This window comes from Mesorhizobium sp. B3-1-9 (assembly GCF_006439595.1).
Lineage (GTDB): Bacteria > Pseudomonadota > Alphaproteobacteria > Rhizobiales > Rhizobiaceae > Mesorhizobium.
Genome location: NZ_VFTJ01000005.1, coordinates 230,223 through 255,386 on the forward strand (window position 1 = coordinate 230,223; position 25,164 = coordinate 255,386).

General features: G+C 63.5%; 22 protein-coding genes and 1 pseudogene. 4 read left to right on the forward strand and 19 right to left on the reverse strand.

From position 1 onward, the window contains the following. Nucleotide 1: 1 nt before the first annotated feature. The 4 genes from FJW07_RS11615 to FJW07_RS11630 all read right to left on the reverse strand — a co-directional run bounded on the left by FJW07_RS11615 (nucleotide 2) and on the right by FJW07_RS11630 (nucleotide 5,920). The gene (locus FJW07_RS11615; RefSeq protein WP_140856505.1) at nucleotides 2-1,042 is read right to left on the reverse strand and encodes an aldehyde reductase; all 1,041 of its coding nucleotides are present in this window, start codon (nucleotides 1,040-1,042) and stop codon (nucleotides 2-4) included. A 73-nt stretch (nucleotides 1,043-1,115) separates the two neighbouring features. Then, nucleotides 1,116-3,032 carry a potassium transporter Kup gene (locus FJW07_RS11620; protein ID WP_140644240.1) on the reverse strand — a complete coding sequence of 639 codons (1,917 nt, stop codon included), beginning with the start codon at nucleotides 3,030-3,032 and terminating at the stop codon, nucleotides 1,116-1,118. A gap of 147 nt (nucleotides 3,033-3,179) precedes the next feature. Continuing rightward, nucleotides 3,180-5,006 carry a potassium transporter Kup gene (locus FJW07_RS11625; protein WP_246680743.1) on the reverse strand — a complete coding sequence of 609 codons (1,827 nt, stop codon included), beginning with the start codon at nucleotides 5,004-5,006 and terminating at the stop codon, nucleotides 3,180-3,182. A gap of 173 nt (nucleotides 5,007-5,179) precedes the next feature. Beyond that, nucleotides 5,180-5,920 (reverse strand): pyridoxine 5'-phosphate synthase, encoded by a 741-nt coding sequence (locus tag FJW07_RS11630; protein ID WP_140856509.1) that lies wholly within the window; start codon nucleotides 5,918-5,920, stop codon nucleotides 5,180-5,182. 108 nt (nucleotides 5,921-6,028) lie between these two features. Between FJW07_RS11630 and FJW07_RS11635 the strand changes: the two genes are divergently transcribed. Beyond that, a complete protein-coding gene (locus tag FJW07_RS11635) occupies nucleotides 6,029-6,424 on the forward strand; it encodes an STAS/SEC14 domain-containing protein (protein ID WP_140655184.1) in 396 nt (131 codons plus the stop codon). A gap of 12 nt (nucleotides 6,425-6,436) precedes the next feature. Here FJW07_RS11635 and FJW07_RS11640 read toward each other — a convergent pair whose 3' ends face one another. From FJW07_RS11640 to FJW07_RS11685, 10 genes and pseudogenes are all read right to left on the reverse strand, one after another. Continuing rightward, complete coding sequence (locus FJW07_RS11640; RefSeq protein ID WP_140856511.1) at nucleotides 6,437-7,564, reverse strand: ATP-dependent RecD-like DNA helicase; 1,128 nt, start codon at nucleotides 7,562-7,564, stop codon at nucleotides 6,437-6,439. 170 nt (nucleotides 7,565-7,734) lie between these two features. Then, nucleotides 7,735-8,643 (reverse strand): annotated as a pseudogene (gene fusA, locus FJW07_RS11645) (elongation factor G); the annotation flags it as partial. Between the two features lie 97 nt (nucleotides 8,644-8,740). Continuing rightward, a complete protein-coding gene (locus FJW07_RS11650; RefSeq protein ID WP_140856515.1) occupies nucleotides 8,741-9,085 on the reverse strand; it encodes a nitrile hydratase accessory protein in 345 nt (114 codons plus the stop codon). After that, nucleotides 9,072-9,731: a nitrile hydratase subunit beta gene (gene nthB, locus FJW07_RS11655; protein WP_140856517.1), complete on the reverse strand. Its 660-nt coding sequence runs from the start codon at nucleotides 9,729-9,731 to the stop codon at nucleotides 9,072-9,074. Before nthB ends, FJW07_RS11650 begins: the two co-directional genes overlap by 14 nt. Further along, entirely contained in the window at nucleotides 9,728-10,333 is a 606-nt protein-coding gene (gene nthA, locus FJW07_RS11660; protein ID WP_140856519.1) for a nitrile hydratase subunit alpha, read from the reverse strand. The genes nthB and nthA overlap by 4 nt, the downstream gene beginning before the upstream one ends. 63 nt (nucleotides 10,334-10,396) lie before the next feature. Further along, nucleotides 10,397-13,552: an efflux RND transporter permease subunit gene (locus FJW07_RS11665; protein ID WP_140856521.1), complete on the reverse strand. Its 3,156-nt coding sequence runs from the start codon at nucleotides 13,550-13,552 to the stop codon at nucleotides 10,397-10,399. Beyond that, the gene (locus FJW07_RS11670; RefSeq protein ID WP_140856523.1) at nucleotides 13,549-14,838 is read right to left on the reverse strand and encodes an efflux RND transporter periplasmic adaptor subunit; all 1,290 of its coding nucleotides are present in this window, start codon (nucleotides 14,836-14,838) and stop codon (nucleotides 13,549-13,551) included. Before FJW07_RS11670 ends, FJW07_RS11665 begins: the two co-directional genes overlap by 4 nt. Nucleotides 14,839-15,161: 323 nt before the next feature. Further along, on the reverse strand, nucleotides 15,162-15,758 hold the full coding sequence (locus FJW07_RS11675) for a LysE family translocator (protein WP_140856525.1): 597 nt from the start codon (nucleotides 15,756-15,758) through the stop codon (nucleotides 15,162-15,164). A 106-nt stretch (nucleotides 15,759-15,864) separates the two neighbouring features. After that, nucleotides 15,865-16,440, reverse strand: a complete 576-nt coding sequence (gene ilvN, locus FJW07_RS11680; protein WP_140644219.1) for an acetolactate synthase small subunit — start codon at nucleotides 16,438-16,440, stop codon at nucleotides 15,865-15,867. An 84-nt stretch (nucleotides 16,441-16,524) separates the two neighbouring features. After that, on the reverse strand, nucleotides 16,525-18,306 hold the full coding sequence (locus FJW07_RS11685) for an acetolactate synthase 3 large subunit (protein WP_140856527.1): 1,782 nt from the start codon (nucleotides 18,304-18,306) through the stop codon (nucleotides 16,525-16,527). Between the two features lie 346 nt (nucleotides 18,307-18,652). Between FJW07_RS11685 and FJW07_RS31715 the strand changes: the two genes are divergently transcribed. Beyond that, nucleotides 18,653-18,814, forward strand: a complete 162-nt coding sequence (locus tag FJW07_RS31715; RefSeq protein ID WP_181182613.1) for a hypothetical protein — start codon at nucleotides 18,653-18,655, stop codon at nucleotides 18,812-18,814. 82 nt (nucleotides 18,815-18,896) lie between these two features. Next, the gene (locus FJW07_RS11690; protein WP_140856529.1) at nucleotides 18,897-20,705 is read left to right on the forward strand and encodes an NAD(P)/FAD-dependent oxidoreductase; all 1,809 of its coding nucleotides are present in this window, start codon (nucleotides 18,897-18,899) and stop codon (nucleotides 20,703-20,705) included. A 204-nt stretch (nucleotides 20,706-20,909) separates the two neighbouring features. Here the strand turns inward: FJW07_RS11690 and FJW07_RS11695 are convergent, their stop codons facing one another. Both FJW07_RS11695 and FJW07_RS11700 read right to left on the reverse strand, forming a co-directional pair. Next, nucleotides 20,910-21,500, reverse strand: a complete 591-nt coding sequence (locus tag FJW07_RS11695; protein ID WP_140856531.1) for an HD domain-containing protein — start codon at nucleotides 21,498-21,500, stop codon at nucleotides 20,910-20,912. Further along, complete coding sequence (locus tag FJW07_RS11700) at nucleotides 21,497-22,648, reverse strand: gamma-butyrobetaine dioxygenase (RefSeq protein ID WP_140856532.1); 1,152 nt, start codon at nucleotides 22,646-22,648, stop codon at nucleotides 21,497-21,499. Before FJW07_RS11700 ends, FJW07_RS11695 begins: the two co-directional genes overlap by 4 nt. A gap of 111 nt (nucleotides 22,649-22,759) precedes the next feature. Here FJW07_RS11700 and FJW07_RS11705 point away from each other — a divergent pair, with 111 nt between their 5' ends. After that, nucleotides 22,760-23,644, forward strand: coding sequence for a LysR family transcriptional regulator (locus tag FJW07_RS11705; protein ID WP_246680737.1), 885 nt, complete (start codon nucleotides 22,760-22,762; stop codon nucleotides 23,642-23,644). Here the strand turns inward: FJW07_RS11705 and FJW07_RS11710 are convergent. The 3 genes from FJW07_RS11710 to FJW07_RS11720 are packed head-to-tail and all read right to left on the reverse strand — an operon-like array spanning nucleotide 23,567 to nucleotide 25,088. After that, nucleotides 23,567-24,175, reverse strand: a complete 609-nt coding sequence (locus tag FJW07_RS11710; RefSeq protein ID WP_140856534.1) for a GNAT family N-acetyltransferase — start codon at nucleotides 24,173-24,175, stop codon at nucleotides 23,567-23,569. The genes FJW07_RS11705 and FJW07_RS11710 overlap by 78 nt on opposite strands. Nucleotides 24,176-24,207: 32 nt before the next feature. Then, on the reverse strand, nucleotides 24,208-24,516 hold the full coding sequence (locus FJW07_RS11715) for a hypothetical protein (RefSeq protein ID WP_140856536.1): 309 nt from the start codon (nucleotides 24,514-24,516) through the stop codon (nucleotides 24,208-24,210). A gap of 5 nt (nucleotides 24,517-24,521) precedes the next feature. Next, entirely contained in the window at nucleotides 24,522-25,088 is a 567-nt protein-coding gene (locus FJW07_RS11720) for an XRE family transcriptional regulator (protein WP_140856538.1), read from the reverse strand. Nucleotides 25,089-25,164: the final 76 nt, after the last annotated feature.

Genomic DNA, 25,164 nt, shown 5'->3' on the forward strand with positions numbered 1-25,164 from the left:
CTCACTTCGTTTTCTTGAGCAATCCGAGCCGGATCAGGCTCTCGCTGGTCGCCACAAGCGCGTCTTCGCGTGGTCGCGGCGTCCAGCCGAGCAGGCGCACGGCTTTGGCGCTCGTGGCGTTTCTCGGCTTGCCCAGTTCCGTCACGATCTGGGCCGCTTGCCCGTCGAACAGGCCGACGATCCGGACCAGCCAGTCCGGCAGCTCCCTCGTCGTAATACGCGATCCTGCGTTGCCAAGCCGCGCCTTCAGCGTCCGCGCGATCTCGAGCATCGTCATGAAGTCGCCGCTGATGGCCAGGAACCGCTCGCCCCTGGCGGCGGGGTTGGTCATGGCGCGCAGATGCAGGTCCGCGACGTCGCGCACGTCGACCACGCCGAACGCCATGCGCGGCAGGCCGGGCATCTCGCCATCCATCAAACGCCTGATGAAGTCCGTCGAGGTCGAATGATCCGGCCCCAGGACCGGCCCGAAGATGCCGACCGGATTGACGACCGCCAATTCCAAGGCGCCGCTTTCGCGATCGATGAAATCCCAGGCCGCACGCTCGGCCAGCGTCTTCGATTTCACGTAGGCGCTCACCTTCTGCGACAGATCGGTCCAGTTCTCTTCCGTGAACGGATGGCCGGCAACCGGAGCCTGGCCATAGCCGATGGCGGCAAAGGACGAGGTGAGCACGATCCGTTCGACGCCGGCATCGCGCGCGGCGCGCAGCACGCGCAACGCCCCTTCCCTGGCCGGAACGATCAGGTCGTCCTCGTGCTTCGGCACGCCGGGCGGAAAAGGCGAAGCGACGTGCAGGACATATCGGCATCCGGCAACCGCTTCGGGCCAGCCCTTGTCGCTCATGAGATCGGCATAAGCGAAGGAAAGCGCGTCGCCCGGCTCGGCGCCGCCGACCTTCAGCATGGCAAGAACATCGGCTTCGCGCTTGGCCGAGCGCACCGTCGTGCGCACGCGGTAGCCCGCGTTCAAAAGCGACAGGATGCAATGAGCGCCAAGGAAGCCAGACCCGCCGGTCACAAGCACCAACCCGTCGCTCATGCCCCGCCTCTTTCGAAAGCAACTGCGTCTTCCATCCGCAATTGCGGGACGTCAGCCTATGCGGCGCAGTCTGTCAGATCGCGACCTGCGTGCCAATCTCCACCACGCGCCCGGTGGGAATCTGGAAATACTCCGTCGCGTCCGCTGCCGTTTTCGCCAGGCCGATAAACAGCCGGTCCTGCCAGATCGGCATGCCGGAATTGGGCGATGCCTTCAGCGAGCGCCGCGACAGGAAGAACGACGTCGTCATGATGTCGAACTTCCAGCCCTGCTTGCGGCAGATCGCCAGCGCGCGCGGGATGTTCGGCTGCTCCATGTAACCGAAGGTCAAGGTCACGCGCATGAACAGCTCGTTGACCGTCTCCAGCTTCACGCGCTCGCTGTCGGGCACCACCGGTTGCGGCGCCGTCACCACCGACAGGATGACGTTCTTTTCATGCAGCACCTTGTAGTGCTTGAGGCTGTGCATCAGCGCGGTCGGCGCGCTCAGCGGATCGCTGGTCAGGAACACCGCGGTGCCGGACACCAGTTGCGGTTTCTTCTTCAGAAGGTTCCCCGCCAGAAAATCGAGCGGGATCTCGTTGCGGCGCGTCTTGTCGAACAGATAGCGGCTGCCACGCACCCAGGTCCACATGCCAAGGATGATGGCGAAGGCGACCGCGAGCGACGCCCAGCCGCCCTCGAATACCTTGACGATGTTGGAGGCGAAGAAGCCGATATCGATCAGGGCAAACACCGCGGTGAGCGCGATGGCCGGCCAGATGTTCCATTTCCAGATGCGCGTCATGACGATGAACAGCAGCGTCGTCGTCACCAGCATGTTGCCGGTCACGGAGATGCCATAGGCCGAGGCGAGCTTGCTGGATTCGCCGAAGCCGACCACGAGCATCATGACGACGAGCGCGATCAGCATGTTGACGCGCGGCATGTAGACCTGGCCGGACTGCTTTTCCGACGTATGCAGGATTTCCAGCCGCGGCAGCATGTTGAGCTGCACGGCCTGCCGGGTGAGCGAATAGGCGCCGGAGATCACCGCCTGGCTGGCGATGACCGTCGCCGCCGCCGCCAGCACCACCATCGGGATCAGCGCCCAGCCCTCGTTCATCTCGAAGAACGGGTGGCCGACCGTGCCGCCCTTGGCAAGCACGAAGGCGCCCTGCCCGGCATAGTTCAAAAGCAGGCAGGGGAACACGATCGCCAGCCACGCCAGCACGATCGGCTTGCGGCCGAAATGGCCGAGGTCCGCGTAGAGCGCCTCGGCGCCGGTGACCGCCAGGAAGACGGCGCCGACCGTGACGAAAGACACATCCGGTGAATTGATGAAGAAGGCCACGATGTAATGCGGGCTTATAGCCCACAGGATTTCCGGGTCATCGATGATGTGATTGAGACCGGACAGGCCGATCGCGAGAAACCAGACGGCGGTGACCGGGCCGAACACCAGGCCCACGCCGCCGGTGCCGAAGCGTTGCACAGCAAACAGCATCGCAAGGATCAAAAGGGTCAGTGGCACGACATAGGGCTGGAAGGCAGGCGTGACGACATTCATGCCCTCGACCGCCGACAGCACCGAGATGGCGGGCGTGATAACCGCGTCGCCGAAGAACAGCGATGCGCCCACGATACCGATGCCCAGCACGATCGCCGAGCGTGTCGGGAAGGTGCCGCGCGCCAGCGCCATCAATGACAGCACGCCGCCCTCGCCGCGGTTGTCGGCGCGCAACACGAACATGATGTACTTGATCGTCACCGTAATCGTGAGCGACCAGATGATCAGCGACAGCACGCCCAGAATGTCGGCGCGGTTGGCGACGTCGCCGCCCGAGGAAGCATGCAACGCTTCGCGAAACGCGTAGATCGGGCTGGTGCCGATGTCGCCATAGACCACGCCGAGCGCGCCCAGCATCAGCACCTTGGTGCTGTGCTGCTCTATTTCGGGATGGCTCGATTGGTCGACGGGTTCTGCCTCAGCACCATTGGCAAGGGCCATGGACGACACTCCGATAAAACGCGCGGTGCTCTACGCTTGCTGCGGTGCAATATCAAGTGCCCCGACGTAAGGGCTCCCATGCCGCCGACGCAGGGCTTTCAATATACGGTGCGCGCGGGCTTCTTCATCCGGCGTAGATCGAGGCTGTCAGATCGCCACCTGCGTGCCGATCTCCACCACGCGCCCCGTCGGAATCTGGAAATACTCGGTCGCATCCGCGGCCGAGCGCGCCAGGCTTATGAACAGCCGGTCCTGCCAGACCGGCATGCCGGAATTGGGCGACGCCTTCAGCGAGCGCCGCGACAGGAAGAACGACGTCGTCATGATGTCGAACTTCCAGCCCTGTTTGCGGCAAATGGCCAGGGCGCGCGGAATGTTGGGCTGTTCCATGTAGCCGAAGGTCAGCGTCACCCGCATGAACAGCTCGTTGACCGTCTCCATCTTGACGCGCTCGCTGTCCGGCACCACCGGTTGCGGCGCCGTCACCACCGAGAGGATGACGTTCTTTTCGTGCAGCACCTTGTAATGCTTAAGGCTGTGCATCAGCGCGGTCGGCGCGCTCAGCGGATCGCTGGTCAGGAACACGGCGGTGCCCGAGACCAGCTGCGGTTTTTTCTTCAGCAGATTTGCCGCCAGGAAGTCGAGCGGGATCTCGTTGCGGCGCGTCTTGTCGAAAAGATAGCGGGTTCCGCGGATCCAGGTCCACATGATCAGGCCCATGAGGCAGGCGACGGTGATCGACACCCAGCCACCTTCGACGATCTTGACGACATTGGCCGAGAAGAAGCCGAGATCGATGACGCCGAACAGCATTGCCAGCGCCAAAGCAGCAGCAACCTGCCATTTCCACAGCCAGCGCATCACCACGAACAAAAGGATCGTCGTCATCAGCATCTCGCCCGTCACCGAAATGCCGTAGGCCGAGGCCAGCGCGCTCGAGCTGCCGAAACCGACGACCAGGAGCATCACGCCGAGCGCGACCAGGAGATTGACCCTGGGCATATAGATCTGGCCGCTCTGCATCTCGGAGGTGTGCTGCACCTCGATGCGCGGCAGAAGGTTGAGCTGCACGGCCTGCCTTGTCAGCGAGAAGGCGCCGGAAATGACGGCCTGGCTAGCGATGACGGTGGCCGCCGTCGCCAGGCCGACCATCGGCATCAGCGCCCATTCGGGCAGCATCTGGAAGAACGGGTTGGTCGGCTTGCCGCCATGCGAAAGCACGAAGGCGCCTTGCCCGAAGTAATTCAGCAGCAGGCAAGGGAAAACGATTGCGAACCAGGCCATCACGATCGGTTTGCGGCCGAAATGACCAAGGTCGACATAAAGCGCCTCGGCGCCGGTGACCGCCAGGAAGACCGCGCCGACGGTGACGAAGGCGCCCGTCGGCGTGGTGGCGAGGTAATAGAGCGCGTAATACGGGTTGATCGCCAGGAAAACCGATGGATCGTCGACGATGTGATAGAGGCCGGCCGCGCCGATCGCTACGAACCATGTCGCCGTCACGGGTCCGAACACCGCCGCCACTTTGCCCGTGCCGAAGCGCTGCACGGAGAAAAGCACGGCCAGGATGACCAGCGTGATCGGAACCACATAGGCATCGAGCGCCGGCGTGACCACTTCCAGGCCTTCGACCGCGGACAGCACGGAGATCGCCGGCGTGATGATCGAATCGCCGAAGAACAGCGCCGCGCCGCAAAGGCCGATCACCAGGATGAGCTTGGAACCTGGTGGGTAGGCGCTGCGCGCCAGCGACATCAGCGACAGCGTGCCGCCCTCGCCCTTGTTGTCGGCCCTGAGCACGAAGGCGACATATTTGATCGTGACGATGATGGTGAGCGCCCAGACGATCAGCGAAAGCACGCCGAGCACGTCATGGCGGGCAACCGAGCTCGACGAAGCATGCAGCGCCTCGCGGAAGGCGTAGATCGGGCTTGTGCCGATATCGCCATAGACGACGCCGAGCGCGCCAAGCATGAGAACCTTGGTGCTGTGCTGCCGCTCGGTTTCGGCATGGCCCGAACGTTCGAGGGATTCCGTCTCGCTGGTGTTGGCTAGCACCGTGAACCCCACTTCACCGGATTCGCCACGCTCCGGGGTCGCCGCATCGCGCGGGACACACAAAGACTGCCGAAACTACGCAAGGCGCCCTACCATCCGCAGGCCTTCAAGAACCGTCCGATCGTGCCGGCCATGCCATACTCCAGCGCATCGGCTGTCAACCCATGTCCGATCGATACTTCGGCCAATGCCGGAATACGCTTGGCCAATGCCGGCAGGTTCTTCACGGTCAGATCGTGGCCGGCATTGACGCCAAGCCCGGCCGCGAATGCGGCGTCAGCGGTTTTTCCCAATCTTTCCAGCTCCTTGGCCGCCTTTGCGGAATCGGAATGGAAGCCGCCATAGGGACCGGTATAGAGTTCGATGCGGTCGGCGCCGGTATCGCGAGCCGCGTTCACCCCATCCGGATCTGCGTCGGAAAACAGCGACACGCGGAACCCGCCCTTCTTCAGCCGCTTGACGATCGGTGTGAGGAACGCCGCCTGGGCGGTGAAGTTCCAGCCATGGTCCGAGGTTGCCTGCGCCGGGTCGTCGGGCACCAGCGTCACCTGCTCGGGCTGATGCTTCTCGACAAGCGCCAGGAAGTCCTCGGTCGGATAGCCCTCTATGTTGAATTCCGCGCTAGGAAATTCGTCGTCGATCAGCGCCCTGATCTCCGGCAGGTCGGAATGCCTGGTGTGCCGCTCGTCCGGCCTCGGATGCACCGTCAGCCCATGCGCGCCGGCGGCAAGGGCGATGCGGCCAAGTCCGGTGACGCTCGGCCATGGCAGGTCGCGGCGGTTGCGCAGCATGGCGACGGCGTTGAGGTTGACCGAAAGCTTGGCGGGCATGAACTGGGTCCAGTGGATCGGCGGGCATCTATAACGCCTTTAAGGGGAACAGATAGAGGGTTTCGGGTGTTCCAGGGGATAGATGGAGGCTAACACAAGGATTTGCCAGTGAATTTCCTCGAAGCCGTGCCGGCGATCCGCCGCATCGAAACCAACCGCGACGCGCTTTTCGCCATCGACGTCGTCGGCGATGTCTCGCCGGCCGATGCGGAAAACCTGTTCGGCCTGCTGGAGGCTGCCTACGCGCTGCATCCGAGGATCGACGTGCTGGTCAGGCTGACCGACGAGGAAAGCGTGGACTGGGCCAATATCTCGCAGGACACGCTTCGCCAGGGCGTTGCCGACGCGATGCAACATGTCGTGCGCTGCGCGGCCATCGGCGAGCCGAGCTGGGCTTCTCTCGTCACGGGCATTTTCCCCAAGGCGCTGCCCTTCGAATTCAGGCGCTTCGATGTCGACGATGAGGAAGCCGCCTGGCAGTGGCTTGGTGCAAGGCCGACGTGATATTCGCGGACGTCAGCGCACCACCGTCAGCCGCTCGGCGGCGCGGGTGATGGCGGTATAGAGCCAGCGCTGCCGGGTCTCCTTGAAGGCCCAGCTCTCGTCGAACAGCACGACATCGTTCCACTGCGAGCCCTGTGCCTTATGCACGGTCAGCGCGTAACCGTAGTCGAAATCGTCGAAGCGCTTCTTCTGCTGCCAGGGAATCTCGGCATCCGGGTCCTCGAACGCCGCCTTGAGCAGCTTGATCTTGGCGACGCCGCGATCGGGATCGTCCTCCTCCGGCGAAACCAGAAGGTTGATGCCGGGCTTCACCGTCTCGCGCGATGAGGTCATCACCTTCCACAGCGAACCGTTGAGCAGCCCCTTGGCCGGATCGTTGCGCAGGCAGACCAGCTTGTCGCCGGCCTGCGGGAAGTCCGCGTTGAATCCCTTCAACTCGCGCAGCCTTTGATTGTAGCGCCGGCGCGTTCGGTTGGTCCCGACCAGCACCTGGTCGGCCTTGAGCACCAGTTCCTGGTTGACGCCTTCCCTGCCGATCACCTGCGCCGTGCCGTAGTCGCCATGCATGAACTCCCGGCCCTCGCGCACGTCGAGCGCCAGCCGGATGATGGGATTGTCGCGCGCCTGGCGGTGGATTTCCGTCAGCAGCACGTCCGGTTCGTGCTCGGTGAAGAAGCCGCCGCCCGAGATCGGCGGCAACTGGGCGGGATCGCCGAGCACCAGGATCGGCGTGCCGAAGCTCATCAGGTCGCGGCCGAGTTGCTCGTCGACCATCGAGCATTCGTCGATGACGACAAGCTTGGCGCGCGAAATCGGGCTTTGCCGGTTGAGCGAAAAGGTCGGCGACATCGATGTCTTGCCGGTCACCTCGTCTTCGACCGATTCCTCGCCCTTCGGCCTATAGATCAGCGAATGGATGGTGCGGGCGTTGGTCGCGCCCTTGGAACGCAGCACCTGCGCCGCCTTGCCAGTGAAGGCGGCGAACTGCACCTGCCCGTCGACGTGCTCGGCGAAATAGCGCGCCAGCGTCGTCTTGCCTGTGCCGGCATATCCGAACAGGCGGAAGACTTGCGGCCGGCCCTCTTTGAGCCAGCGCCCGACCGCTTTCAAAGCCTCGTCCTGTTGGGGAGAAAATTCCATCAGTGCGACAGACCGGATTCGCTGACGAAAGACAAGGTTGGCCGCCATATCGACCGTTGTCGGCTGCGGGCGCTCACGCCTCCGACAACCCAGGCTATCAGCCGCAAATAGGAACGTAAAGAGAACAAAAGGCCAATGCCGTGGGCGCAACCCAGTCCAGCGAGTGCAAGTCAGCCGTAGGCAGCCACTGCCGGGGGCGGGGGTGGATCACGGTCAGCCGTCGGAACGGGCGCGTAGTGGTCGAACTGCATCGTGTAGGTCGCACGGTCCCGGCTCATCGAGCGCAGGTTGTCGAAGTACTTGAACATAGTGGCCAGCGGCACCATCGCGTTGACGACGATGGCCTCGCCGCGGCTTATCCGACTCTTGACCAGACCGCGGCGGCCGTGCAGGTCGCCGACAACGCTGATGACGTAGATTTCCGGCGTCACCACCTCGACCTTCATGATCGGTTCGAGCAGTTGCACGCCAAGTTTGGGCAGGGCTTCCTTGAAGCAGGCGCGGCCGGCGACCTCGAAGGCCAAGGCCGAAGAGTCGGTATCGTGAGAAGCCCCATCAACCAATGACGCCTTGACTCCGATCATCGGGAACCCGGCGAAGGGACCTGAGACCAGGATGCTGCGCATCCCTTTTTCGACTGCGGCGGCATATTCGTCCGCAACCGCGCCACCAGGAACCTTCGACGAGAATGCGAATTCCGGACTGTGCCCGTTCGGCTCGAACAGGATCTTGACGCGGGCGAACTGTCCTTGGCCGCCGAACTGCTTCTTATGCGTGTAGTCTTGCTCGCGGGCGTAGGTAATCGTCTCGCGATAGGCCACCTGCGGAGCCCAGACCTTGAACGCGACTTCGAACTCAGTGAGCAGGCGATGGACGATGACGTCGAGGTCGAGTTCGGTCATCGCGGCGATGATCGTCTGGCCAGCTTCCTCGTCCCATTTCACTTCAAAGTCAGGCTGCTCCTCCGACAGTGTCGACAAGGCAGCGCGAAGCTTCTGCTCGTCGGCCGTGGACTTTGGCTCGATCACGATTTGCAGCAACGGCCATGGTGCGGCAGGTTTTTCCATAGTGACCGCACGTTGCAGGCTGCTCCGATATTTGCAACCGAATATCGGGCCGAAATCCAGACTGAGATAACAGAAGCCTAAACTTGTCCCACTGGCTGGCAAGTCGCGATCAGAACCCCGGATCATTCTCCAGCAGGATCGGCTTGCCGTGCGGCGTCGCATGGGCGGCGCGCTCCCACGCGGCGGCGAGTTCATCCACCCCGCCTTCTCGGACGATACCCTTCCGGGACAAGAGCTTCTCCAGCGCCGCCAGCCAATGCTCGTAGTAATCGTGGCCGTCGCTCGCCGCGCCCGGCTGCTTCACCTCTGCCGACAAGGCCTCCGCCCATTCGCTCCACGAAAACAGGCCTTTGTCGTGCAGCGCGACGGTCATGGCGAAAGCTTCCGCCTGCCACGGCTCGGCGAAGACCGGCTCGCCAAAATCGGCCGGCAAAGCAGCATCATGCCGGCTCAAGATAGCTCTCCCAGGCGTCGATCGAGACGCTCAGCGTCGGATCGGCGCCCTCGCCCCAGATTTCGACCCCGTCGAACACCACCGTATAGACCCATTGCGGGTTCTCGCCCTTGCCATGCGCATTGGTGTCGGGGAAGACGAAGCCGCCGCGAACGGCATCGATCGTCCCGCTTTTGCCGCGCGCATAACGTGGGAGGCGCGTATGGCCGGTCGGGTTGAAATTCTTCGTCCGCACCTGGTCGCCCGCCTGGAACCGAGCCGGCGTGGCAACCGGCCGGTCGCACGGCCCGCCCTTGGCGAGCACGACCGGCACATCCGCCGCCTTCAGCACCCGTTTCGGCGTCGCGGCCGGATCGACCGCCTTGCCGACGGCAAGGTCGCGCTCGGTAACGAAGCCGTGGCGTTTCAGGAGCGTTTCCAGCGCCTTGATCCAGATCTGGTAGTAGCTCGATGAGTAATAGTCGGCGGGATGCAGCGATTCCCGCGCATGCCGGCTCTCGTCGATGTTCCAGGCGCCCATGCCGCCTGCGGTGAGCGTGACGCCGAGCGCCCGCCTTTCCCATGCGGCGTGGAAATAAGGCTCGACCGTTTCGGGCGCGACCGGCCCGAACCCCATCTGCCCACCGAGATCCTGCGGCCCGTTCATGTCGGTTCCTTCGCGACCGCCGTGCCGATCATCGCATCCCGGCTCACCAGTCCGGCGAGTTGTTCCTCGCTCCAGCCTTCCGTGCCCTTGGGCCGCATCGGCACCACGAGGTAGCGAAGCTCGGCCGTCGAATCCCAGACGCGGATCTTCATCTCCGCCGGCAGCGTCAACCCGAACTCCTGCAGCACGCCGCGCGGATCGATCACCGCCCGCGAGCGGTAGGGCGGCGCCTTGTACCAGACCGGCGGCAGGCCGAGCACCGACCACGGATAGCAGGAGCAGAGCGTGCAGACGACGAGGTTATGCGTCTCGTCGGTGTTGAACACGGCCTGCATGTGCTCGCCCTGGCGACCGGTATAGGAGAGCGATCCGATCGCCGCGGTCGCGTCGCGCTTCAGCCAATCGGCGTAAGCCGGATCGCTCCAGGCCTTTGCCACCACCCGCGCACCGTTGCGCGGACCGATCTTGGTCTCATAGGTGTCGACGATGACGTCGATGGCCGCGGGATCGATCAGGCCCTTTTGCGTCAGGATCGTCTCCAGCGCGCGCACGCGCGCCGCGAACGGATCGAGCTCGTTGTCGTGGTCATGATCGTGGGCCATGTCACGAGGTTACGATTGCCCACACCGCGCCGCAAGCATGACGGCTTGGGCCAGAGCCGCCGCCTACTCGGCGGCGGTCTTTTGCGGGATATCATCGTTGGTGTCGAACAGCGAGGCTTGCTCGCCGCTTTCCACCACATGCAGCGCCGGACTGCTCTTCTTCGAGAAGAAGCCGAGCAGCCAGCCGGAGAAATTCTCGAAATAGACGTAGATCACCGGCGTGACGAACAGCGTCAGCGCCTGCGAGGCGAGCAGGCCGCCGACCACCGCGACGCCGAGCGGCTGGCGAAGCTCGGCGCTGGCGCCGGTGCCGAGCGCGATCGGGAACGTGCCCATCAACGCGGCAAGCGTCGTCATCATGATCGGCCGGAAACGCATCAGGCAGGCCTTGTGGATGGACTCCTTCGCCGACATGCCCTGTCGCCTGAGCTCCAGCGCGACGTCAACCATCATGATGCCGTTCTTCTTGACGATGCCGATCAGCATCAGGATGCCGATCACCGCGATCACCGACAGGTCCATGCCGGCGAAGCGCAGCGCCACCACCGCGCCGAGCACCGCCGACGGCAGGCCGGTGAGGATGGTAAGCGGGTGGATGAAGCTCTCATAGAGCATGCCGAGCACGATGTAGATCGTCAGGATCGCGCCGCCGATCAGGAAGCCTTGGTTGGCAAGCGAATCCTGGAATGTCTTGGCCGTGCCGGCAAAGCTCGTCGAGATCTCCTTCGGCATGCCGATCTGTTCTTTGAGCTGCTCGATGCGGGTCACCGTGTCGCCGAGCGACACGCCCTGCGGCAGATTGTAGGAAACCGTCACCGCCGGAAGCTGGCCGAGCTGATTGACTGTCAGCGCGCCGGCCGTGCGGTCGACATGCGCGAAGGCGCCGAGAGGCACCAGGCTGCCGCTGGACGTCCGCATCTGGATGGCCAGCATTCGCTCGGGCGACCATTCGATCTTGGGATCGAGCTCGGTGATCACCTCATAGCTGTCGGCCGAACCGAAGATCGTCGAAACCTGATCGGTGCCGAAGCCGCCATAGAGGGCCGAACGCAGCGTGTCGGTATCGATGCCGAGCTGGGCGGCCTTGTCGCGGTCTATCACCAGCGATGCCTGCAATGCGTTGTTCTGCAGGTCGCTGGTGACGTCGGTGAAGGTCGTGTGGTCCGCGGCCATCGCGTCGTCCAGCTTCTGCGCCCAGATGTCGGTCTGACCGGTATCCAGGCCCTGCACCACCAGCTGATAGGCGCTGGCCGACGACCGTGAGCCCAGCCTGAGATTCTGCACCGGCTGCATATAGGCTTCGATGCCGGCCACATTCGAAAGTTGCCGCCTCAGGTCGGACTGGACCTTCTCGATGTCGGGGCGCTGGCTCTTGTCCTTCAGCTGCACATAGAGCCGGCCCTGGTTGAGCGCGCTTTGGCTGCCGCCCACCGACCACGCGACATGCGTCACATAGGGAGAATGGGAGAATACATCGGCGACCTTGCCCTGCAGCTTGACCATGGCGTCGAAGGAGATGTCCTGGCGCGCAAGCGTGGTCACCGAGATCTGGCTGATATCCTCCTGCGGAAAGAAGCCCTTTGGCGAAACCTGGATCAGCCACACCGAGGCAGCCGCGGTTGCGACGAAGACGAGGAACACCAGGAAGGTGTTTCGCAGGCAGAAGCCCAGGATCCGGTCGTAGCCGCGCGTGATGAAGTCCGGCTTGTGGCCGGGGGCATGCTTTTCGCGATCGGCCTTGCTCACCGACAGCAGGCGCGAGCAGAGCATCGGCGTCAGCGTCAGCGACACGAACATAGAGGCCAGGATGGCGACGGTCACCACGACAGCGAATTCGTTGAAGATGCGGCCGATGACGCCGCCCATCAGCAGCACCGGAATGAACACCGCCACCAGCGAGATCGAGATCGAGATGATGGTGAAGCCGATTTCGCGCGCGCCCTTCAGCGAGGCGTCGAAGGCCGACAGCCCGTCTTCTTCCATGTGGCGGAAGATGTTTTCCAGCATGACGATGGCGTCGTCGACGACAAGGCCGACGGCAAGCGTCAATCCCATCAACGAGATGTTGTCGATCGAAAAGCCGAACAGAAACATCGCGCCGAGCGTGGCGATCAGCGAGATCGGCACCGCCACGGCCGGAATGATCGTCGCCGTCACCCGCCGCAGGAACACGAAGATCACCATCACCACCAGGGCGATGGTCAGGAGCAGCGTGAACTGGACGTCGTCGACGGCTTGCCGGATCGAGGTCGAGCGGTCGTTGAGCAGCTTGATGCTGGCCGCCGCCGGCATCTGGTCCTGGAAGGACGGCAGCATCGCCTTGACCTTGTCGACCACCTCGACGGTGTTGGCGTCGGGCTGGCGCTGGACCGCGAGGATGATGGCGCGCGTGCCGTCATACCAGCTTGCCGTCGTTGTGGTCTCGACCGAGTCGACGACGCGCGTCACCTCGCCCAGCCGCACCGGGTGACCATTCTTGGTGGCGATGATCAGGTTGGAGAAGCCGGCGGCGTTGTCGAGCTGTGTGTTGGCGGTGATGGTCAGCTGCTGCTTGTTGTTCTGCAGGACGCCGAGCGGCGTGTTGCTGTTGGCCGAAGCGATCGCAGCCTGCAGCTGATCGATCGAGATGCCGCGCGCCGCCAGCGCGGTCGGATCGATCTGGATGCGCACGGCATATTTCTGCTGGCCGTAAATCGAGACCTGGGCCACACCGTCGATGGTCGACAGAGAAGGTGAAATGACGTTTTCGGCGAAGGCGTCGAGATCGGTCAGCGGAACCGTGTCGCTGACCAGCGACATCAGAAGGATCGGCGCGTCGGCCGGATTGACCTTGCGATAGCTCGGCGGCGCCGTCATTTCCGGCGGCAGCGATTTTTGCGTGCGCGCGATCGCCGCCTGGACGTCCGCCGCCGCCGCGTCGATGTCGCGGTTGAGCACGAACTGGATGGCGATCGAGGTCTGGCCGAGCGAATTGGTGGTCGAAATCGAATCGATGCCGGCGATCGTCGCGAATTGCTTGATCAGCGGCGTCGCCACCGATGTCGCCATCGTCTCCGGCGAGGCGCCGGGCAAGCTGGCCGAGACGTTGACCACGGGAAATTCGGCGCTGGGCAGCGCCGCCACCGGCAGGAACTTGTAGGCAAAGATGCCGCCCAGAATGAGGGCGAACGACATCAGAAGGGTGGCGACGGGCTTGCGGATGCAGAATTCGGAGATCATTGGCTCGCCCCGCCGGCCTTGTCGGCCTCCGCGACCTTGGGCGATGCCTGATCAGTGGATCCGGCCACGGCTTTGCCTTCGTGCACCGCCGCGCCGTTCTTCAATCGCGTCTGGCCTTCGACGACGACCTTGTCGCCGCTCTTGAGACCATCGCTGATGGCGCTGTTCTGGCCCTCGGTCAGCGCCACCTGCACCGGCCGCATCTCGACGGTGTTGTCCGGCTTGACCACATAGACGAACGGCCCCTTCTGGCTGGGCTGCACCGCGACCGTCGGAACCGAGGTCATCTGCGGCATCGTGCCGGCCTCGAGCACCACGTTCACATATTGCCCGGGCCACAGCGAAAGATCCGGATTGGGTATTCTCGCCCGCGTGGCGATGGTGCCGGAGGCAGTATCGACACTGGAATCGACGAAATCGAGCGTGCCCTTGCCGATCGGCGTGGGATCGCCGTCCTTGGTCAGAGTCACGTCGCCTTGCTGCGGGTCGGCGAGCGCCTTGTGCAACAGGGCAAGGTTGCTCTCGGGCAGCGTGAAGTTCACCTGCAGCGGGTCCATCTGCGTGATGGTGACCAGCGGCGTCGAACTGCTCGAGTTGCCGTTGCTGGTGGTGACGAGATCGCCCACCGAGACGTTGACGGCGCCGAGCCGGCCCGCGATCGGCGCCGTAATCGTCGCGTAGCTCAATTGCACGGTGTCGGCATCGATGGTCGCCTTGTCGGCGTCGATGGTGGCGGCCGCGGCCTTCTGCGCCGCCAGCGCCTGATCGTAGGTCTGCTGCGTTCCAGCCTGCTTGGCGACGAGGTCCTTGGCGCGCTGCAGGTCGGCCTGGGCGCTCACCAGCATTGCTTGGTCCTTGGTGAGCGTCGCCTGGTCCTTGGCGAGCTGCGCCTTCAGCGCGCGGTCGTCGAGCGAGATGAGAAGATCGCCGGCCTTGACCATCTGCCCGTCCTTGACCGCGATCGACACGATCTGGCTGGAAACACGGGCATTGATGCTGACCACCGCCGGCGACGAGACGAAGCCGATGGCATAGCGGCGTATCGGGAAATCGGCGGTCGTCGCGGTCGCCGAAACGATCGAGGCCGAACGCCCGCTGCCGCCTTTCGCATTATCCGATGCACTGGCTGTCTTGTCACCGCCGGCCGTCTTGTCCGCGGCGGCAGCGCCAGCCTGCTTGCCCGAAATGAGCTCCTGGACCTTGGCCAACGTCGTGGGCGAAAAATAGAGCCCGGCGCCCGCCAGACAGGCGACCGCTACAACTGCAAAGGCGATTTTTCCGCGCATCGACAAAATAAGCCCTCTACCCGACACGCCGATCCCGGTGGTCCATCTTAGCTCGATTCACGGCGCTTCGCCGCGATTTTCGCCGAATAGATAGGACAAGGCTCTGGCGGAAAAGGGCCAAAACGCGGGATTACGAAGATTTAATGTGCAGTGCACAAATGTTGGGCAGCCGGCAAATGAGCAGGATCAGGCGCCCTCATCCGATCGAAAGTAGGCCGAAAATCAGGCCAAACATGCCCCTTCCGGGAACGGGGCGAGCGTATTCAATACAGGTGAGACGGGAAGCCGTGGATCGGCATCACCTGAGTATCAACACATCTTTACTAGCGCAGCATCGGCCACAGCGTCGCCGCCAGCAGCACGCCCATGGCGATGTTGAACCATTTCAGCCGCACCGGATCCGATAGGAAGCCGCGCAGCGCCGTGCCGAAGCCGGCCCACACCGAAACGCTGGGCAGGTTGACGATGGTGAAGGCGATCGAGATCAGCGCCACCGAGACGAACGGGTGATCGGAATTGGTGTAGACGGCCATGGCGGTGATCGCCATCACCCATGCCTTGGGGTTGACCCACTGGAACGCAGCGGCGTCGATGAAGCGCATCGGCCGCCCCTCCGCCCCTTTTTTGTCGCTTATCGAGCGGGACATGGCGATCTTCCAGGCGAGGTAGAGCAGGTAGGCGGCGCCCGCGATCTTCAGTGCCGTATGCAGCGCCGGAAACGCCGTCAGCACCGCGCCGAGCCCGAAGCCGACGGCCAAAAGCAGGACCAGAAAGCCGATGCTGACGCCCAGCATGTGCGGAACCGTCCTGGCGATACCGAAATTGACGCCGGAAGCGAGCAGCATGAGGTTGTTCGGTCCCGGCGTGATCGACGTCACGAAGGCGTAGACCAGCAGGGCAAGGAATGCGTCGAGCGACATGTTATCCTCCCGGATATGTCAGCCTTACTGTCCCTTTAGCAAATGCGCAAAAAGCCAGAGACGGGCAACCGCCGTGCCAAAGCGTGAAACAGGACGGTCGTCCTGTTCACATTCCCTGTGGGCCGCGGTTCATCGCCGCCACCCCGGTGCGGCAGATCTCGACCAGGCCGAGCGGCTTCATGATGGCGATGAACTGGTCGAGCTTGGAGCCCTTGCCGGTGATCTCGAAGATGAAATGCTCGGTGTTGGCGTCGATGACCGAGGCGCGGAAAGCATCCGCAAGGCGAAGCGCCTCGACCCGGGCGTCGCCGGTGCCGGCGACCTTGACCAACGCAAGTTCGCGCTCCAGCGGCCGTTCCTGCCCAAGCTCATGCGAGCGCACGGTCAGGTCGACCACCCTGTGCACCGGCACGATGCGTTCGAGCTGGTGCTTGATCTGCTCCATCACATGCGGCGTGCCGCGCGTCACGATGGTGATGCGCGACAGATGCCGTTCGTGCTCGGTCTCCGAGACGGTAAGGCTCTCGATGTTGTAGCCACGGCCCGAGAACAGGCCGATGACGCGGGCAAGCACGCCCGGTTCGTTGTCGACCAGCACGGAAAGCGTGTGCGTTTCCGGCTTCTCGGTTTCCTTGGCGATGAAATAGGCGGAGCCGGTCGGTTGAAGGTGCTGTGCGTTCATAAGGTGAATCTCGATTTCAGACTTTTTGAGCTAATTCTCTGTTTGCGCACGGCTTTCTCGCGACAGCCCCGCCTTTGTGGCTGCCTACACCAGTTCCCTGCCCTTGGCGTCAATGGCGTTGGCCACCGCCTCGTCGGTCGCCTCGTCCGGCAGGAGCATCTCGTTATGCGCCTTGCCCGACGGGATCATCGGGAAGCAGTTGGCCAAGGTCGCCACGCGGCAGTCGAACAGCACCGGCTTCTTCACCGAGATCATCTCCTTGATCGCGTCGTCGAGCTCGTCCGGCTTGTCGCAGCGTATGCCGTGGCCGCCATAGGCCTCGGCCAGCTTGACGAAGTCCGGCATCGCCTCGGTGTAGGAATGCGACAGCCGGTTGCCGTGCAGCAGCTGCTGCCACTGGCGCACCATGCCCATATACTGGTTGTTCAGGATGAAGATCTTGATCGGCGCATTGTACTGCACCGCCGTGCTCATCTCCTGCATCGTCATCTGCACCGAGGCGTCACCGGCGATGTCGACGACCAGCGCATCCGGGTGCGCGATCTGCACACCGAGCGCGGCCGGCAGGCCGTAACCCATGGTGCCGAGACCACCCGACGTCATCCAGCGGTTCGGCTTGTCGAAATGGTAGTGCTGCGCCGCCCACATCTGGTGCTGGCCGACCTCGGTGGTGATGTAGGTGTCCTTGTCCTTGGTCAGTTCGTAGAGCCGCTGGATCGCGTATTGCGGCATGATCACGTCGTTGTTCATCTTGTAGGCGAGCGAGTCCCGCGCCCGCCATTTCGCGATCTGCTCCCACCATGGATAGAGCGCCTTCTTGTCGGTCTTGGCGGTCGCCCGCCACAGTCGCACCAGGTCTTCCAGGACGCGTCCGACATCGCCGATAATCGGCACGTCGGTGTGAACGTTCTTGTTGATCGAGGACGGATCGATGTCGATGTGGATCTTCTTCGAGTTCGGCGAGAACGCGTTGAGACGGCCGGTGATGCGGTCGTCGAAGCGCGCGCCGATGCAGATCATCACGTCGCAGTCATGCATGGCCATGTTGGCTTCATAGGTGCCGTGCATGCCGAGCATGCCAACCCAGTTCTTGCCCGACGCCGGATAGGCGCCGAGCCCCATCAGCGTCGAGGTGATCGGGAAACCGGTGAGGTCGACCAGCTCGCGCAGCAAGTGGCTCGCTTCCGGACCGGAATTGATGACGCCGCCGCCCGAATAGATGATGGGCTTCTTGGCGGCTGCCATCAACTCGACGGCGGCCTTCACCTTCTCCAGGTCGCCCTGGACCTTGGGTTGATAGCTGGTGCGCGGCGCCGTCTGCGGCGGCACATAAACGCCCTTGGCGAACTGCACATCCTTGGGAATGTCGACCACGACCGGGCCGGGACGGCCGGTGGTCGCGACATGGAAAGCCTCATGGATGGTGGCGGCGAGTTCGTTGACGTCCTTCACCAGCCAGTTGTGCTTGGTGCAGGGGCGCGTGATGCCGACGGTGTCGCATTCCTGGAACGCGTCGGAGCCGATCAGCGATGTCGGCACCTGGCCGGTGAGGCAGACCAGCGGAATGGAATCCATCAGCGCGTCCTGCAGCGGCGTCACCGCATTGGTGGCGCCGGGACCGGACGTCACCAGCATGACGCCCGCCTTGCCGGTCGAACGGGCATAGCCTTCGGCGGCATGGCCGGCACCCTGCTCGTGCCGGACCAGGATATGCTCGACATCGTCTTGTTGAAAAATTTCATCATAAATTGGGAGAACGGCGCCGCCCGGATAGCCGAAGACATGCTTGACGCCGTTGTCCTTCAGCGCTTGCACCACCATTTCGGCGCCTGTCATTTCGCGCCGCTCGTTCTGTCCGTTGCTCATCGGTCTGGTCCCGTACTGTCCGCCATCTGGCGATTTGCTGGTCGTTTAGTCGTGTTTCAGGCAATAAAAAAGGCCCCCGAGGGAGCCTGTGTGATGCGCATGGGAGGTTTTCGCCCGGCGGTTACACCGCCTTGCCCACACGCCTGCCTACGAGAATGAGTGCCGTTTTCATGGGCGCGGACAATAAGGGCGAAAACGCGGGCTCGTCAATGGGGTCCAGCGCGAATTCACCCGCCTGTGAGAACGACACGCTCGCGCGCTCTCACGGTACAGCTACCATAGTACAGTTGAGCGTGCTTCTCCGACGCACCACTATGGACTGGCAGAGGACGTGCGAGGAGGACGCATGGCTGGCGAGCGGGAGCGTATCCGCGAAATCGAACAGGTGCTGTCCGGCGCGCGATCGGCCCGCGACGACATCGTCGTTCAATCCTGGATGCGCCGCATCGATACCCATCGGCTCGGTACGGCGCGGCCGATCGAAATCTACATTGTCCTAACGGATTGATTTCATTGTAATTCTTGATGAACGTCACGATTGGCACGCCGCTTGCTGCTCATGACGGACTCTAGCAAGTGGAGGAGAACAAATGCTCGAGAGAACACCCACGACCAAGGCGCAGGCGCTGCTCGACAAGTTCGGCAAGGCATTGGAAGCCGGCGACATCGACAGCGCCGTCAACTGCTTCCAGGCCGATTGCTACTGGCGCGACCTCGTCACCTTCACCTGGAACCTGAAGACGATGGAAGGCCGCGACCAGATCCGCGACATGCTCCAGGCGACGCTGGCCAGCACCAAGCCGACCGGTTGGGCGGTGGCCAAGGGCGAGGAAGCGAACGAGGACGGCGGCGTCATCACCGCCTGGATCACTTTCGAGACCGGCGTGGCGCGCGGCTTTGGCCTCGTGCGGTTCAAGGGCGACCTGATCTGGACCCTGCTCACGACGATGGCGGAGTTGAAAGACCATGAGGAGAAGGCGGGCTTCACCCGCCCCTTCGGCGCCAAGCATGGCCACGGCAAGGACCGCAAGACGTGGCGTGAAGAGCGCGACGACGAGCTCGCCGAGCTCGGCCACTCCCGACAGCCCTATGCCGTCATCATCGGCGGCGGCCAGGGCGGAATTGCTCTTGGAGCTAGGCTGAAACAACTCGGCGTGCCGGCCATCATCATCGAGAAGAACGAACGCCCAGGCGATTCCTGGCGCAGGCGCTACAAGTCGCTCTGCCTGCACGACCCGGTCTGGTACGATCACCTGCCCTATATCGACTTTCCGAAGAACTGGCCGGTCTTCGCGCCGAAGGACAAGATCGGCGACTGGTTGGAAATGTACACCAAGGTGATGGAGCTCAACTATTGGAGCTCCACTACGGCGAAATCCGCCAAATACGACAACAAGGCCAAGGAATGGACGATCGTCGTCGAGCGCGACGGCAAGGAGATCACGCTCAAGCCCAAGCAGCTTGTGCTGGCGACCGGCATGTCGGGCAAGGCGAACTGGCCGAGATACAAGGGCCAGGACATCTTCAAGGGCGAGCAGCAGCATTCATCGACCCATCCCGGCCCGGATGAATACCGCGGCAAGAAGGTGGTGGTCATCGGCTCCAACAACTCCGCGCACGACATCTGCGCGGCGCTGTGGGAAGGTGGCGCCGACGTGACCATGGTGCAGCGCTCGTCGACCCATATCGTCAAGTCCGATACGCTGATGGATATCGGCCTCGGCGCCCTCTACTCCGAGCAGGCGGTCGAGAACGGCATGACGACGCGCAAGGCCGATATGATCTTCGCCTCGCTCCCCTACCGCATCCTGCACGAGTTCCAGATCCCGCTTTACGAGCAGATGAAGGAGCGCGACGCAACGTTCTACGCGGATCTGGAAAAGGCCGGCTTCATGCTCGACTGGGGCGATGACGGCTCGGGCCTGTTCATGAAATACCTGCGACGCGGCTCCGGCTATTACATCGATGTCGGCGCCTGCGACCTCGTCATCGACGGTTCGATCAAGCTGAAGAGCGGACCGGGCGCCGCGGTGCAGGAACTCACCGAAACCGGCGTGAAATTCGTCGACGGCACGGAATTGCCGGCCGACCTGGTGATCTATGCGACCGGCTACGGCTCGATGAACGGCTGGGCCGCGGACCTCATCTCGCAGGACGTCGCCGACAAGGTCGGCAAGGTCTGGGGTTTGGGTTCCAGCACCTCCAAGGACCCCGGCCCTTGGGAAGGCGAGCAGCGCAACATGTGGAAGCCGACGCAGCAGCAAGCGCTGTGGTTCCACGGCGGCAACCTGCACCAGTCTCGGCACTACTCGCAGTATCTGTCACTGCAGCTCAAAGCCAGGCAGGTCGGCTTGCCGACGCCTGTCTATGGGCTGCAGGAGGTCTATCACAAGGGATAGCCGACTTCCGAACCCTTCCCAGCGAAGGCGCCGCCTTGGCGGCGTCTTTGCTGAACCGTCGACAACACTTTGCCTTCGGCCGGCCGCGATGCGGCTGCGCGCTCGAATGGCTTGGCTTCCCTGCATTCATCCGGCTGATATGCCACCAATGCGTGTTCGCCGTCGAAGCAGTAACACATGGCTTTCTCCCCCAGACTTTCGCCTCTAAGCCGCCTTCTCCGCCGCGAACTTTTTCACGACGCGCTCGAGCAGCGGCACGTAGTCGCGAAAGGCGCGCGTCTTCATGTCGGCGACCTTGCCGCCCTCGTCCCAGATGCGCACGCGCACCGCTTCGTCGTGGAACGGATTGCGGCGGAACTCCTTGACTTCCTCGGCGCTCATCGGCCCGCCCTGCAGTGACAGCGTATGCACCGAGGCCGGCGACAGCTTGCCGAAATAGGTCGGGTCGGTGGCGCACAGATAGCGCTTGGCCGAGACATGCAGCCTGACGCACTCGACGATGACCGGCGGAAAGAAGGGCGCCAGCACCTCGCCGCCCGCCTCGTCATGGTGCTTGTCCTCGATGTCGTCGGGCGAATAGGTGCCGAACTCGCTGGTATAGTGGCCGATATCGTGCAGCAGCGCCGCAGCCACAAGTTCTTCCGGCGCGCCGTCCTGCTCGGCCAGCCATGCGCCCTGCAGCATATGTTCCGACATGGTGACGGGCTCGCCGAGATAGGATTCGGCGCCGCGGCGCTCGAAGATATCGGCGATGAATTCGACGATGTTGCCCGTGTTCAATTCGTTCGGGTTCATTCCGCCGCCTCCTTGAAACCATGCTCGATCGCCGCCAGCGTCGACAACAGGCCATCCTTGTCGGCGTAGCAGCCCTGCAGCCAGCGCTTGCCGCCGCCGGAAAACGCCTTGCGCGCATGCATGACGCGGGTGTTGTCGACGATGAAGGATTCTCCCGGCTCGAGCTTGAAGGTCACCTCGAAGGAAGGATCCTCGATCAGTTCGGCGAAACGGCGATAGGCCGCGTAGTATTTCTCCATCTCGGCGAAGGGCACGTCGACCGCCGGCGCCAGCGAGCGGTTGTTGAAGCGGATGCAGATCAACTCGCCATCGGGCCCGAGCTCGATCATTGGCCGCTTCGACTGCAGCCGCACGCCCGACGAGCCGGCATATTCGAAGCGCGCCGGATAGGAAGAGAGCAGCCGGAAGCCGTCCGGGTTCTCCGCCTGAAGCGCCGCCGCCACCGCGAACCCGTCGACGACGCTGGATTCGCCGCCTTCCACCGTGTTCTCGATGCAGGCCAGGATCTGCAGCGTCGGCACCGGATCCCGATAGGGATTGTCGGTATGCGCCTGCAGGCCAAGATTGGTGTAGGCGAGATTGTTCGGGTTGACCTCGGCGCGCACTTCGAACCAGCGCCCGTAATTGGTCTCCCGGATGTAGCCGAAGAGGTCAGCCACCTTGCACAGCGCGCCGGATTCCGTGGGCAGGCCATCCATGACGGCAAAGCCATAGGCCCGCACCGCCGAAAGCCATTCGCGCAGGACGCCGCGGTCATGCAAGGCCGCCGCGTAGCTGGCGCGCGGCACCGAATTCTGCATTGCCGACTTGGTCCAGCGCTGAATGACGTCGCCCGTCCAGCCGAGCTGCCGAGATTCGACGCGATCATAGGCGTTGGCCCACAGCCACTGGGCGGGGAAGCTGACTGTCTTGTCCTCGGGCACGAACCTGACCTCCAGCGCCCCGCCCTTGATCGAGGCTGAGCCGATCCGCGTCCCGGCCGGAATGTCGAGGATGGTGATCAGCCGCTGGCCGTTGCCGGCGCTGCGCGTCTTGTCGTCCAGCGCATTGTCGCGCAGCCACATGGCGTGGAAGCGGCTCACCGCTCCGTCTTCCCAGCCAAGCTCGATCGTTCGTCCGTCGTCGCCCAGCGTTACCGTCGCCAACATATCCTGAAAGCTCCCATCCTCTAACCGCCACCGCAGGCACGGATTGCATGGTGGCTTCATCGAAGGCATAATTCAAATTATCGTTTTGTGGGCAATGGCACTAAATTTGTGATGGCTGGAAAAGCTTTCGACACGATGCCTCCACTCGACTGGCTGCGCAGTTTCGAGGCCGCCGCCCGCCTGTCGAATTTCACCGCCGCGGCCGCCGAGCTCGGGCTCACCCAGGCTGCGGTCAGCCAGCATATCCGTTTCCTGGAAGAGCGGCTGAAGACGCGATTGTTCGCGCGCCTGGCGCGCGGCGTGGCGCTGTCGCCGGAAGGCGCGGCCTATCTCCCCCACATCCAGTCGGCATTCGCGACCATCGGCAACAGCACGAAAGAGCTGTTCGAGCCGCGCGCCGTGCAGACCGTCAGCATACGTGTTCCCATTTCCTTCGCACTGCTCGTGCTGGTACCGGCTCTTCCCGACCTGACAAAGGCGCTGCCGCGCGTCAGGCTCGATCTTGTGACCATCCATCGGCCGACCGACTACGACCAGCCGGGCTCGGCGCTCGACATACGCTTCGGCAACGGGTCCTTTCCCGGTCGCGAGGCCGACCGGCTGACCGTCGAGCGGCTCGTTCCGGTCGCGGCTCCGCCGCTCGCCCGAGACGCCGATTGGACATCATTGCCGCTGCTCCTGGTGGCAGGCGCGCGCGAAATGTGGGCGGAATGGTTTGCCGCCGCGGGGCTCGTCGGTCATTCCCGGCGCTCGCATCGCTTCGACAGTTTCGTCGCCGCCATGGAAGCCGCGAAGGCCGGCGCCGGAGCGCTGCTCGGCTCGCGGCCGCTCATCGACACGGCTCTCAAGGAAAAGGCTCTCGTCAGGCTATCGGGTTTCGAGCTTTCGAGCCCATCGGGCCATTTCCTGACAAGATCGTCATCGTCGCGATTGTCCGGCGCCGAGCAGGATTTCCGCCGCTGGCTCCTGTCGCGCATCGCCAGGATTTCGGGATAGCGCGTCGGCCGCGATCCCTATCCGCTTCCAGTATATAAGGGTGCCGGTCAGCCCGCCATGTGGCTTGAGCGCGAAATCGGGGATCTCACCGGTCAGCGTGAAACCCAGGTTCTCATAAAGCCCGGCCGCGCCCCCTTCGCTCGCCGTGTCCAGCACCAGCAGCGTACGACCTTTCTCGACGGCCAATTTCTCCGCTGCCCGCATCAGCCCGGTCGCGACGCCTTTGCCGCGATGGTCGCGGCCGGTCATCAGCTTCGCGATCTCGGCGCGGTGCGGTTGATTGGGCGGGAAGTCGAGCAGCAGCGTGACTGTGCCGGCAAGCGCCCCGCCCTGCCATGCACCGAGCACCGCCCGTTCGCCGCGCTTGGCCCCGGCAAGCGACTTGCGCCAGAAGTCCCGCGCCGCTTCCAGCGACAGCGGATGCATGAAGCTCACCGATCCGCCGGCGGCGACCGTCTCGATCAAGAGAGCGGACAGTTGGGCTACGGTCGCCGCGTCGTGGATCAACGCCCGGATTTCAAGGGAGTTCATTCTGGTGCTCTCCAGAGGTCTCGGGAACGAGGTCATTCGAAATGGCTGGTTCGCTTGCGTCGGCGCGCCCGCCTGATTTCGGCGATACGGTCGGCGTCGTCCTCGCTGAGATGGCGCCCGCGCTCCAGGATCTCGAGCGTATATTCCTCATAGGTCAGCCCGAGCCGCTCGGCCCGTTCCAGCCGCATCAGCATGACGGCGTGGCTTGACGCCTTCCAGGCCTTGGCGTGAGCGGCGCGCCAGGCGAGGAAGATATAGGCGTCGCCCTTGCCCCAGGGCGGGCCGTCATAGTCGTCGAGCGGCGGCCCGCCATTATGCGAGCGCTTTGGCCGGCGAGACATCGCAATCAGTCCCTGACCAGCGCCACGAGGTACTCCGCCGCATCCGGTCCGGGAGCATGAAAGACACAATCCGAGGGCGCCCCCAGCGCCAGGCAGTCGCCGGGCTCGAGCCTGTGCACCAAATCGCCCTCGGTGAAGTCCAGCCTTCCGTCGATCAGCCATACCTGCTGCTTGATGAAGGTGTAGGATGCGGCTGGAAGGCTGACCTTGGCGCCCGCCGGCAGGCTGACCCTGATCAGTTCGAGCGGCATCTGCGATGCCGGCGACAGGTGACGTCTGATGTAACCGGTTGCCGGATCCTGCCAGACCGGCTGCTCGTCCTTGCGCGAAACGCCGCCGCCCTGCATCTCGGCTCGTGCGATCAGCGTCGACAGCGTCATGCCGAAAGCCGCCGCGATGCGCACCAGGAGCGCCGCGGTCGGACTGGTCGTACCGCGTTCGATGGCGCTCAGCATCGCCTTCGAAACGTCCGAGCGCTCGGCCAATTCGGCCAGCGACCAGCCCCTCACCGTCCTCTCGGCGCGCATCCGTCTGCCGATCGTGGCACTGATGTCGTTCGATATATCATCCATTAGTCCAATATATCGGAATTCCACACGCTGGGAAGGGGTTGTTCGCTCGAATTGTCGCGGCTGGCTTAACGCTGCC

Bases quoted from the DNA above. Each gene is read 5' to 3' on its own strand.
- nthA (WP_140856519.1), bottom strand. From the start codon at position 10,333: ATGGCCCACGATCATGACCACGACAACGAGCTCGATCCGTTCGCGGCG.
- FJW07_RS11685 (WP_140856527.1), bottom strand. From the start codon at position 18,306: ATGAGCAACGGACAGAACGAGCGGCGCGAAATGACAGGCGCCGAAATG.
- FJW07_RS11615 (WP_140856505.1), bottom strand. From the start codon at position 1,042: ATGAGCGACGGGTTGGTGCTTGTGACCGGCGGGTCTGGCTTCCTTGGC.
- FJW07_RS11695 (WP_140856531.1), bottom strand. From the start codon at position 21,500: ATGAACCCGAACGAATTGAACACGGGCAACATCGTCGAATTCATCGCC.
- FJW07_RS31715 (WP_181182613.1), top strand. From the start codon at position 18,653: ATGGCTGGCGAGCGGGAGCGTATCCGCGAAATCGAACAGGTGCTGTCC.
- ilvN (WP_140644219.1), bottom strand. From the start codon at position 16,440: ATGAACGCACAGCACCTTCAACCGACCGGCTCCGCCTATTTCATCGCC.
- nthB (WP_140856517.1), bottom strand. From the start codon at position 9,731: ATGAACGGGCCGCAGGATCTCGGTGGGCAGATGGGGTTCGGGCCGGTC.
- FJW07_RS11625 (WP_246680743.1), bottom strand. From the start codon at position 5,006: ATGCTTGGCGCGCTCGGCGTCGTCTATGGCGATATCGGCACAAGCCCG.
- FJW07_RS11675 (WP_140856525.1), bottom strand. From the start codon at position 15,758: ATGTCGCTCGACGCATTCCTTGCCCTGCTGGTCTACGCCTTCGTGACG.
- FJW07_RS11720 (WP_140856538.1), bottom strand. From the start codon at position 25,088: ATGGATGATATATCGAACGACATCAGTGCCACGATCGGCAGACGGATG.
- FJW07_RS11705 (WP_246680737.1), top strand. From the start codon at position 22,760: ATGGCTGGAAAAGCTTTCGACACGATGCCTCCACTCGACTGGCTGCGC.
- FJW07_RS11715 (WP_140856536.1), bottom strand. From the start codon at position 24,516: ATGTCTCGCCGGCCAAAGCGCTCGCATAATGGCGGGCCGCCGCTCGAC.
- FJW07_RS11665 (WP_140856521.1), bottom strand. From the start codon at position 13,552: ATGATCTCCGAATTCTGCATCCGCAAGCCCGTCGCCACCCTTCTGATG.
- FJW07_RS11670 (WP_140856523.1), bottom strand. From the start codon at position 14,838: ATGCGCGGAAAAATCGCCTTTGCAGTTGTAGCGGTCGCCTGTCTGGCG.
- FJW07_RS11640 (WP_140856511.1), bottom strand. From the start codon at position 7,564: ATGGAATTTTCTCCCCAACAGGACGAGGCTTTGAAAGCGGTCGGGCGC.
- FJW07_RS11710 (WP_140856534.1), bottom strand. From the start codon at position 24,175: ATGAACTCCCTTGAAATCCGGGCGTTGATCCACGACGCGGCGACCGTA.
- FJW07_RS11630 (WP_140856509.1), bottom strand. From the start codon at position 5,920: ATGCCCGCCAAGCTTTCGGTCAACCTCAACGCCGTCGCCATGCTGCGC.
- FJW07_RS11690 (WP_140856529.1), top strand. From the start codon at position 18,897: ATGCTCGAGAGAACACCCACGACCAAGGCGCAGGCGCTGCTCGACAAG.
- FJW07_RS11700 (WP_140856532.1), bottom strand. From the start codon at position 22,648: ATGTTGGCGACGGTAACGCTGGGCGACGACGGACGAACGATCGAGCTT.
- FJW07_RS11620 (WP_140644240.1), bottom strand. From the start codon at position 3,032: ATGGCCCTTGCCAATGGTGCTGAGGCAGAACCCGTCGACCAATCGAGC.